10 protein-coding genes are annotated in these 10,678 nt (G+C 43.4%); all 10 read right to left on the reverse strand.

Annotated features, from left to right (window positions below; translation table 11 throughout):
• Positions 1–68: 68 nt before the first annotated feature.
• Entirely contained in the window at positions 69–1,511 is a 1,443-nt protein-coding gene (locus B4J23_RS06485; RefSeq protein ID WP_171431266.1) for a M48 family metalloprotease, read from the reverse strand.
• Positions 1,512–1,596: 85 nt separating this feature from the next.
• Positions 1,597–2,577, reverse strand: a complete 981-nt coding sequence (locus B4J23_RS06490) for a 2-hydroxyacid dehydrogenase (protein WP_291359431.1) — start codon at positions 2,575–2,577, stop codon at positions 1,597–1,599.
• A gap of 22 nt (positions 2,578–2,599) precedes the next feature.
• Entirely contained in the window at positions 2,600–3,247 is a 648-nt protein-coding gene (locus tag B4J23_RS06495) for a hypothetical protein (protein ID WP_125279230.1), read from the reverse strand.
• Between the two features lie 209 nt (positions 3,248–3,456).
• The gene (locus tag B4J23_RS06500) at positions 3,457–5,346 is read right to left on the reverse strand and encodes a M48 family metalloprotease (protein WP_171431267.1); all 1,890 of its coding nucleotides are present in this window, start codon (positions 5,344–5,346) and stop codon (positions 3,457–3,459) included.
• Positions 5,347–5,437: 91 nt separating this feature from the next.
• Positions 5,438–6,973 carry an amidophosphoribosyltransferase gene (gene purF / locus B4J23_RS06505; protein ID WP_004782444.1) on the reverse strand — a complete coding sequence of 512 codons (1,536 nt, stop codon included), beginning with the start codon at positions 6,971–6,973 and terminating at the stop codon, positions 5,438–5,440.
• A 24-nt stretch (positions 6,974–6,997) separates the two neighbouring features.
• On the reverse strand, positions 6,998–7,579 hold the full coding sequence (locus tag B4J23_RS06510; RefSeq protein ID WP_005235088.1) for a CvpA family protein: 582 nt from the start codon (positions 7,577–7,579) through the stop codon (positions 6,998–7,000).
• 5 nt (positions 7,580–7,584) lie between these two features.
• Entirely contained in the window at positions 7,585–8,586 is a 1,002-nt protein-coding gene (locus tag B4J23_RS06515) for a quinone-dependent dihydroorotate dehydrogenase (protein WP_034704054.1), read from the reverse strand.
• 90 nt (positions 8,587–8,676) lie between these two features.
• Positions 8,677–9,156 (reverse strand): type II secretion system protein GspM, encoded by a 480-nt coding sequence (gspM, locus tag B4J23_RS06520; RefSeq protein ID WP_125279231.1) that lies wholly within the window; start codon positions 9,154–9,156, stop codon positions 8,677–8,679.
• Complete coding sequence (gspL, locus tag B4J23_RS06525) at positions 9,156–10,298, reverse strand: type II secretion system protein GspL (RefSeq protein WP_034704057.1); 1,143 nt, start codon at positions 10,296–10,298, stop codon at positions 9,156–9,158. Before gspL ends, gspM begins: the two co-directional genes overlap by 1 nt.
• A gap of 30 nt (positions 10,299–10,328) precedes the next feature.
• The coding region (locus tag B4J23_RS06530) for a phosphoglycerate mutase family protein (protein ID WP_291359437.1) at positions 10,329–10,678 on the reverse strand (350 nt) is incomplete at its 5' end.

Here is a 10,678-nt window from a genome sequence, read left to right on the forward strand (position 1 = left end):
GGATTGTAGCGTGATTTAGTGAACTTCGGCTATATCTACTGAAGCTAGAAATCATTAGAAAAATAGACTTAAATTTTAAACTGTCGCGTTTGCTGCATCTGTTTTAAACGCTGGCCAATCGTTGCCGATAAAGACTGATTGCCTTTGCTGATGCGTTGAGCATGTATTAAGGACTTAATCGCAGTTTCCTCATAGCCTGACCAGTACTCCACTTCAGCCCGATAACGCAAGACATTCGCGGCTTTTATCGATGAATCAGGTGCTGCATTCGCTGCCAGTTGCATTAATCTCCAGCCACTAACATCACGGGTATTGCTATTTAAAAAGCGCTGCACAATCGTTCTGGCCTGATCAGGCTGTTTAGCACGAATCAGGGTTTCAGCATATTTATAATTTAAAGCACGGTTTTCCGGCATGATCCGTGCGGCTGAACTAATGCTTTTTAGCGCATTATCCAGCTGATTTTGCCCCAGATAAATATCAGTCTGAAATAACACCTGCAAAGGATGCATTTTATTGTGCTTTTTGGCTTGATCCAGTGCGGTTTGTGCCGCCTGAAAATCTCCCTGTTGAAGCTGATAAGCCGTTAAAGCCAGCTGACCAGGAAAATCATTACGTTGCACCATTAAGTTGAGCTGTTGTTCAGTAGTCTGACGTGACAGTACCCGTGTATACCATTTAATGATTTCAAAATCCTGATCATTTAAATTACGCTTAACCGCAGGCAACTGATTGGCACGCAAACGCGCTTCACTCATACGCTCAGTAGTTAAAGGATGCGTCAGCCAGAAATCTGGCATAAAGCTTAAACGGCTAGTGGACCGATGCATCACTTCAAAGAAATCCGCCATACTGTGCGGACTATAGCCGGCAGCATACATATATTGCATCCCGATCCGGTCCGCCTCACGTTCCTGATTACGGCTATAAGTCAATTGCTGATCCAGTAGTGCTGCTTGAGAACCCATCATCACTGCTGCACCTGCATCACCATCTGCCTGTGAAGCGACTAATGCCCCCACCAGAATCCCTGCTAAGGCTAATAACCCTTGTCCTTTAAAGGTTTCTTGCGAACGACTGTAATGACGTTGTGTAACATGTGCAATTTCATGTGCCATCACCCCTGCCACTTCGTCTGTATTCCGGGCTGAATTAATCAGGCCAGCATTTAAAGCAAATAATCCGCCGGGTACTGCAAAAGCATTAATTTGCGGATCATTGATTACCATTAACCCAATCGGCTGCTGTAATTTGGTCTGACTGAGAATTTGAGAGAATATGGAAAGTAACTGATCTTCAAGCCATGGATTCTGAATCACAGGCATTTGTTTCTGGACTTGACGATAGACCTTCTCACCGATCATTTGTTCTTTTTGCTGATCGATCAATCCGACGCCCGCACCAATATCCGGTACAGAAAATTGTGCAGCAGGCTGATTAAAATAATCATTATCACTATGTCCTGCTGCTGCACACAGACCTAACCCGCACGCCAATACCAAACGTTTCAATGAAAAATCTCTAAAATTCAGTTTCAACCTGTCTCGAATATAGCATCGAAAAATGAGCATAGATGCAGGGAAATGTTATTTAATATTACTTAGATGAACCAATCACTTGAGGATTCACCACATAGCGTGGCACCCGCCCTTCAAGTACATCAACCAGATTCTGATAAGCCAGCTCAGCCATTTTTCGACGTGTCGCCACTGTGGCCGAACCGACATGGGGCAAGGTAATGACATTATCTAGTTCAAATAATTCTGATTCTTTTAAAGGCTCTTTCTCATAAACATCCAGACCCGCAGCAAAGATTTGGTTGGCTTTTAAAGCTTCGATCAAAGCCTGCTCATCAATCACAGGCCCACGGGAGATACAAACCAACACCGCATGTGGCTGCATTTGTGCCAGTTGTTCTGCTCCAATCAAAGCTTTTGATTCAGCATTTAAATCCACGGTAACCACCACGAAATCTGAGCGCTGCAAAAGCTCCTTCAGAGAACAATACTGTGCACTGAGCCCTTGAGCCAATTCCGGTTTTTCATGGCGATTATGGTAAAGGATATTCATATTGAAACCGTAAAACCCACGGCGTGCAACTGCTGCCCCAATATGCCCTAGTCCGATTATCCCCAGCGTTTTTCCGAAAATATCCATACCAAACTGTGCTTCACGTGTCGTGCGGTGCCATTGTCCCTGTTTGGTCCAGTGATCCAGATAAGCCACTTTGCGTGCAGCTGCCATTAACAGTGTGAATCCCAGATCTGCCGTGGTTTCAGTCAAGACATGTGGAGTATTGGTCAGATAGATATTTTTTTCATTCAGATAATCAACTTCATAGTTGTCATACCCTACACTGACACTAGAAATGATTTTAAGTCGGGTTGCTGGTGCCAGATTATCGCGATTGAGCAGTCGGCCTGCCCCAATCATGCCATCGGCATCGCGCACATGTTCCAGCAACTGTTCATGTACATTGCCCAGTTTCGGCTGTAAAGTTACTACATTAAAATTTTGTTCGAGTTTTTTCTGGACATCCTGATCGATCTGGCTAAATACAATCACTTTTTGTTTCATATGTCCCTATTCCACATCAATATTATTCTGAGTTCGCTGGCCTGTTTTGCATAAACTGCCATAAGCGTTTTTTATGTATTGGCTGATCCAGCATTTCCTGTAAAGATGCCAGTTGAATCATTTTATTATGTGTCACATGCGGAATAGAGCCAAGTGAAATGATATTTTTTTCCAAGCTCATCATGTCCAGAAAACCTTGAATATAAGATTCAACACCCCGGCCATCTTGCAGATTCACCCACGGAAATGGCCAGTTCAGTTCATAAAATTCACTGTGTAGAGCACGCTGGATATTGGTCCATAAAAGCTGGGTTTGCTCGGTCATTTCTGTGGCATCGATGACAATCGTGCAATGTTCCAAGCTTAAAGCCTGCAAGTTAAATGGCGGAATATGCAAAATTTCCCGCTGTTCCTGAATAGGTGCAATAACTACTGATGCTTCACTTTTAACTTCAGCTTTTGCTTCAACTGTAACAGGCTCAGGCGCGACTAAAGGAGCTTTTGCTACCGGAGCAATCTGAGTCGGTTGTGGCAGGATGATTTCGCTATGCAATTCTGCTGGGGCCTGATCACGCCAGATCGAAACCTGATGTTGCTGACATACGTCGCCCTTGGGAATCCAGATATCGATTCCTAATGTTGCCAGTATGTCACGCTGATGCCCAATCATCTTTTCTTCATCACCTATTTCAGGTTGAACATTTTAACGGGATTCGCTTTTCTTTGCCGAACTATTTCCAGCTTTTCACTCTCTATCTTGAGTCATTTTAACTCAAAATAGAAATCAGTTTATAAGATTACTTTTTTTCTACTGCAAGTTTGTTTATAGATCAGTTCTTGAAAGACTGGACTTAAATACATCTTATTAATTTAAAAATACTAGATAATCATCAAGCTGTTTTTCTTAAGCATTTGCTGGGTAATTTCATTGGATTCAAAGCCCAAGCGCCAGTATAAAAGCTCCATCACATCCAGCTCATCCTGAGTCATGATCCGGTCGCTCCACAGGCAAACTTCTGCAATTCCTAACATGCTCAGACGATCACGCAATAACAATCCTGCAATATCATTTAAAATCTCAGCCAAATCAATCGGCTCATCTGAGATTTCACTATACAGATCAAGTTCTCTTGGGCTAAGAATACGATTTAAAATCTTTTCCCGAACCTCTAGCTGATTATCGCTGTTAATCTGCTGCACATGCAGCAAGGCATCAATCAGACGTACAATCTGTGGTTTGACTTCATCTAAAGACGTCGGTGTATGCATCGGCAGCAAATTCAGTTCATACTTCACCCGTTCTAGCAATAAGGCATCCAGCAAACCGATTTCACCATCTTCCTGAATAATCCTTGCCAGCTTCATTAAAAACTGCCGTGCCACCGTGGTTGGCATTCCACCAATATTTTTACAGGCTTGCTGGAAAATCGAGATATGTACCCGTCCATCCAGATTTAATAATGAATCAATAATCGCACGACTGACTTCTGCCTCGGTTGGAATAAACTCACGATATTGCCGGATCATCAGAATCGCGACCATCACCTCACGTGAACCGGTCGAAGTTTGCAAAGCACGCTCAATCAGTTCCGGACGCGGCATATTGGCACGTAGTTCAGGATTCAATGGCTTGATGGCATCTTTAATGGCGAAGCTAATTGGGGACAAACGCAATAAAGGCAAAGGCTGTGGGGATTCCCAGACTGCTGTGCTTTCAGGCACGACATCTTCGAGTGAACGGAACAGACTAAACAAAGGCTGATTTTTTAATTTCTTCAGATTTTCAAGCTGCAGATCTTGAATCAAGGCAGGATTTAATTCATAAATACGCTGATTAATATTCGGATGAATATTCAACCAGTTCTGTGGACTTAAAGAATTGGCAAAACACATATGCGAAATGGATTCGGCATATTCACTATAAATCTGTGAACCTGAATGATGCACATGAATGCGCAATAAAGTCTGAATATTGGCATCATTCTGAATCAGGCGTCGGGTTTTCTGATCATTTTTATAGGTACGTCCGCCCAATGAAATATATTTAATAAAACGCGTGATCAAAATACCCAAGCTGCCAATCAACCAGATGACTGCTCCGATTGAAACATAGAAAGTTTCAAACTTATTTTCGCGAGGTACATCATTTCGATAAAACCCCAACTTCGCAATCTTGCTGCCCCACTGGCTAAAAGTGGTCAGACTGCTATATAGAATTTTCAGGCGGGTATTTTCAGCTGTTTCACCAGATAGAATCTTGTTAAATTCATGACTGAGCAAGCCATAAAGTTCAATTTCATCAAGAGTTTGTAATGCACCCCAAGTCAGAATAATAGCAGTATCACGTGGACTAAAACCCGCTGTTAATGCATTGACCCCCACTTCATTCGGCAGGACATACATAGCTGGCGGTTCAATCAGGAACGTATCTGCCAGTTGAGTATTGATCCGTAGTGCAGCACTTTCTTCCGGAATACTTTCCATTTGGTTCAGTCGACGCGCGCCCATTTGCTGGGCTAAAGAATAGCCGCCGGCACGAAACGTATAAAATTCATAGATGACCGAAATAATCATCAAGAACAAAACCAGTGCTACCAGATAAGGACTAAGGACATGCCACCATATCGACTGGCCAGGATCAGCATAGAAAACAAACAGGCCAACCACTGTATTGATAATCAGAACTGTTAATAGTATCGCAATCAGACAAAAGCTGGCTAGCAATAGCATATTCTTGTTTTTGACCAAAGCATATCCTACGCTTTTCAATCTACCACCCTAACTGATCTGGTCTTTCCTTGGGCTCATCATAAAACAAAAAAGCGGGAAATTCCCGCTTTTTCATCATGATTTTAATTGCTTAGACTTCGCGTACACCGGTCAGGTCAACTGATGCTGCATCAATATTCACATCAATAAAATTGTCGCCTTTTTTGGCGCCATCACTGCGTTTTTGCTCTAATTGATCGAGGTATTCAGCATTGATTCCACCTGCGACATACACACCATCAAATACAGAACAGTCAAATTCACGCAAATGAGGAACTTTTTTGGTACGTACTGCATCTTTCAGGTCTTCCAGATCCTGGAAAATCAGACGGTCAGCACCAATGATTTCACGGATTTCTTCTACACTGCGTTCAGAAGCGATCAGTTCAGATTTCGCCGGCATATCAATACCGTATACGTTTGGATATTTCACCATAGGTGCCGCAGAAGCGAAGAATACTTTTTTCGCACCCGCATCACGTGCCATCTGAATAATTTCATTACAAGTCGTACCACGCACAATCGAGTCATCGACTAGTAGAACGTTTTTGCCCTGGAACTCGAGCTCAACCGGGTTCAGTTTTTGACGTACTGATTTTTTACGCAGTTGCTGACCTGGCATGATGAAGGTACGGCCGATATAACGGTTTTTCATGAAACCTTCACGGAATTTCACGCCTAGCATATTAGCCAGTTCAAGTGCAGAAGTACGTGAAGTATCCGGAATTGGAATCACCACGTCGATGTCGTGCTCATCGCCCCACTCGCGCAGAATTTTTTGTGCCAGCTTCTCACCCATTTTCAGACGGGCTTTATACACAGAGATCCCATCAATGGTTGCATCTGGACGGGCAAAGTACACATATTCAAAAATACATGGACGGTATTCTGGATTTGCTGCACATTGCTGGGTAAAGAAATTACCGTCAGAATCAATGAAAACCGCTTCACCCGGTTCGATATCACGCTCAACCTTAAAGCCTAGCGCAGTAATCGCTACAGATTCAGAAGCAATGATATATTCCATACCATTTTCTGTTTCGCGCGAACCATAAATTAATGGACGGATACCGTTTGGATCACGGAAGCCTACCAGACCTTGACCAGTAATCATCGCAACAACAGCATAACCACCTTTGCAACGTTCATGGACACGCGTCACAGCCTGGAAAATATCTTCAGATGTTGGTACCAGCTTGCCACGTTTTTGTAATTCGTGCGCCAGTACGTTTAGTAGCACTTCTGAATCTGAATCAGTATTCATGTGACGCAGGTCAGTTTTAAACAGGTCGTCATGAATTTCTTCAGCATTGGTCAGGTTACCGTTATGCGCCAGCGTAATCCCATAAGGTGAGTTTACGTAGAATGGTTGCGCTTCGGCACTGCTTGAAGTACCCGCCGTTGGGTAACGCACATGACCAATACCATAATTACCCTGTAAAGCACGCATATGACGGGTATGGAATACATCACGGACCATACCGACATCTTTACGCAGGAACAGGCGGCCTTCCTGACAAGTCACAATCCCAGCTGCATCTTGTCCACGATGTTGTAACATCGTTAATGCATCAAACAACATTTGGTTAACAGGTGATTTACCAGCTATACCAACTACTCCACACATAGCAACCTCGCAGACAAGCTAGGATTAATAAAAAGGATTATTCGTTGACGCATCTGAACTCTTGGCCTTGGATGCCGGTTCAGATGAGGAATCTGAAGGTTTCTGTGCCCCTTCAGACTTGATATGTTGCAGGGCGCCATTTGCGGCTTCTTTGGAGAGCTCTGTTGCCCAAGGCGCATATGGCAATAAGACCTGTATAAATTTGGACTGCTTCCAGTGCGGCGAACTTTCCACCCAAGGGCCAATCCCCTGCATGGTAATCAGGACAATCAGCAAACCTTTCAGGCTGCCGAAAACACCCCCCGCAAGACGATTCAGCGGACCAAGTTTCAGGGTTTTTAATATGCGGTTGAGCAGAAAGGTGACAATCCAGGTGAGTACCACAATCATCAGAACGATAAAGGCAAAGGCTGCAATCTTCTGTACCACTGGATCTGTACTGAGAGCAACCATTGAGGGCGCAAGTAGTGTTGAATATTTCGCCGCAATAATCAAGGCAAAAATCCATCCCACTAAGTTCGCAAAGGCTTTAATAAATCCTTGGCGCAAACCGTTGAGCCCTCCAATGAGCAAGATAATCAGTAGAAAGATATCAATGGCATTCATAGGATTTAAAGCGCGGCTACACAGTCTTTAACCAGTTCCGGCCCAGTATATATGAGGCCACTATAGACTTGTACAAGGCTTGCACCAGCTTTTTTCTTGGCCAGCGCATCCGCACCTGAAAGAATACCACCCACACCAATCAATGGAATTTGTCCCTTTAATTCCTCTGCAAATGCAGCCAGACATGCCGTGCTTTTCTCAAAGACTGGCGCGCCTGATAAACCGCCCGCTTCTTCTGCATGCTCCAGACCTTCCACACCTTCACGTGACAATGTGGTATTGGTCACGATCAGACCATCAATCTTGTATTGCAATAACTGCTTGGCAATAAAGGCAATATCTTCAGCTTCAAGATCCGGTGCAACTTTTAATACCAGAGGAACGTAATGCTGATGTTCCTGAGCCAGTTCCAGCTGACGATTCTTCAGCGTTTCCAGCAATTCAGTCAGTGCATCGCCACTTTGTAAACTGCGCAGGTTCTTAGTATTTGGAGAAGAAATATTAACGGTTATGTAGGAAGCATAATTATAGACTTTTTCTAAACAAATAAGGTAATCATCTACTGCTTTTTCTACCGGAGTATCAGCGTTTTTACCGATATTGATTCCCAGCACACCTTTAAATTTTGCAGCTTTAACATTTTCAATCAGTTTGTCCACACCATCATTATTAAAACCCATACGGTTAATAATCGCTTTGGCTTTCAGAAGACGGAATAAACGCGGATGAGGATTACCAGGTTGCGGGCGTGGAGTAATGGTACCAATTTCAATAAAACCAAAGCCTTGACTGGCCAAGGCATCAATATAGGCACCATTTTTATCTAACCCTGCTGCAAGACCGACCGGATTAGGAAATTCAATTCCCATACAGGTCACAGGTTTCACAGCAACATTTTGACGTATCATGCCCATTTTATGGGATGATTTTAATAGTGATAGTGTCAGCTCATGTGCACGCTCTGGTGCTAAAGAAAACAACAAAGGGCGGGCTAGAGAATACAACATATCTAGAAAAGTCTACTGCTTTTTAAGTCGGCATATTATAGGCATAGGCTGACAAAAAAACCATGCTTTGCAAATCTTTATTTTTACCAGTTATTGCACAGTCGCTGTTAATTTAATCTGCCCTGCTTCATTATTTAGTTCCATTTTCTCGATACTTAGCCCCATTTGTGCCAACTGTGTCAGGAAGTTGGCCAGCACAGAATAATTTTCATGAGACAGCATCAACTGAATTTTTCCATCCATTTGCTGTGATGCGACCGACAGCCCTTGTTGCTGAGCAATACGCTGCACTTTTTCTGCTGCATCTAATTGCAAGTCTCCTGCCGGCTTCATAGTAACAGCATTGCTTTGCATCCAGACCAGCGTATCTTTTAGATCATTTAAACGTTTCTGCTGGGTATCTGCTGCCTGATGCATCGCCCAGAGTGCACTTGCAATAGCGGTCACCAGCACAAAGATCGTTGTAAAGATCACCAGAATGCGTTCACGTGCTGACAAACGATCCAGATAATCGGTCAGTTTTTCAATTTGCAGATCCATGCGGTTCTGTAAGGTTTCAATAGCTTTCATTATTGTATTTTCACCAGTCCTACGGCGCCTGTTCCATTCGCCTGTATATTCCCCAATTCTACTTTAAAGCCCTGCTGCCCCAGTTGCTTGGTCAAAGTATTTAAACTTTCAGATGAATTGGACTGTAACTGCAGACTCAATCCAGACGGATCATAATTGACACGCTGTGCCACAATCTGGTTTTGCATCAACACCGGCCCGACTCGGCTAATGAGCTGCAAAGCCTGAGTATCCGCAGTCTGACTTTGACGAAGCTGGGCTTCAAACTGACTTTTAATATTCTGCTCAGTGACCGGATAATTTTGTCCGAACCAATATTTAAACTGGTCAATCGCCTGCATCGCAGTGGTATTGGCGACTTTTTTATATTGATACCAGCGCACCGCATCATAAGTAAACTGTAGTACTAAAATCCCAAGAAAAACCGCCGCACAGGCTTTCCAGTAACCGGAAACAGTATGATCCGATTTACCCTTTGGCAGGATATTAAATGGATGCTGTTTCGGTTTTTTTAGCATTGGCAACGTATATTGGAACGAGTTTAATTGTTCACGTGTTGCTACCGCTTCTAAACTGCTCATTTGTTCAGGGCTGAGATTGCTGACCTGATATTCCAGATCTTTAGACTGAAAATCCAGATAAAGGCTCAGATCATCCACTGACTGGCCGATATATTCAGCTTCACGTACCAGAAAATGCCCACCAATTTGTGCAATAACGCGCTGCTGCGCATGTTCAGGCACTGGCAAAACCAGAAAGTCTGGCAATAATGCAGCGAGTTTAACAGGAATCAAATTCAGGGCATGCTGCAAAGTTTCAACTGTAGAATTTGCAATCCCCAGAATACTGATCTGGTCAGGCTGCTGAAAATGATGCAGCACTTTCATGGTATCGACAGGCAGTACTACATATTCTTCTAACAGATATTTAATGCCATCATTGCCCATTTTTTTATATTGGCTCTTTGGCAAAGTCTGCTGCAAAATTTGCACATGACGACTTGGAAAAAAGACCGTCGCCTCTTCACCATGATAGGCCTGAATATCCTGAATCAGCTGCTCAAGTGTTGCAGCAGTGTTCCAGAACTCCCCCTTTGACCATTGCCAAACCCCATTGGCTTCCGGCATCCATAAATACAACATCGATTGTGTTCTACCGTTTTAATTGGTTTTTTATACTGTTGGAATAAAACTTTTAACTTGTGTTGATAGACCTGGTGCAATCACGGCCTGATCATAAATACGTGCTTCTGACAAATGAAACGGATGAAAAGACTCAGTCAGCAGAATGGAAGCAATATGCGCCACTACATTCATATGACAAACCACCGCAATAGACTCATACGGCAGTTGCGACAACCATTCCACTGCAACTTTGGCATCATCATCAGGTTTGATAGTATTACAGATCACCACGGGCACATCTTTAAAATAGTGCTGTAAATGCGCCAGAGTTTCCTGCGCACGCAATAAAGGACTGACCACAAATACTTCCGGTTTGATGATGTCCTTTAAATACTGCG

This window comes from Acinetobacter sp. UBA3025 (assembly GCF_002367915.1).
Taxonomy (GTDB): Bacteria; Pseudomonadota; Gammaproteobacteria; order Pseudomonadales; family Moraxellaceae; genus Acinetobacter.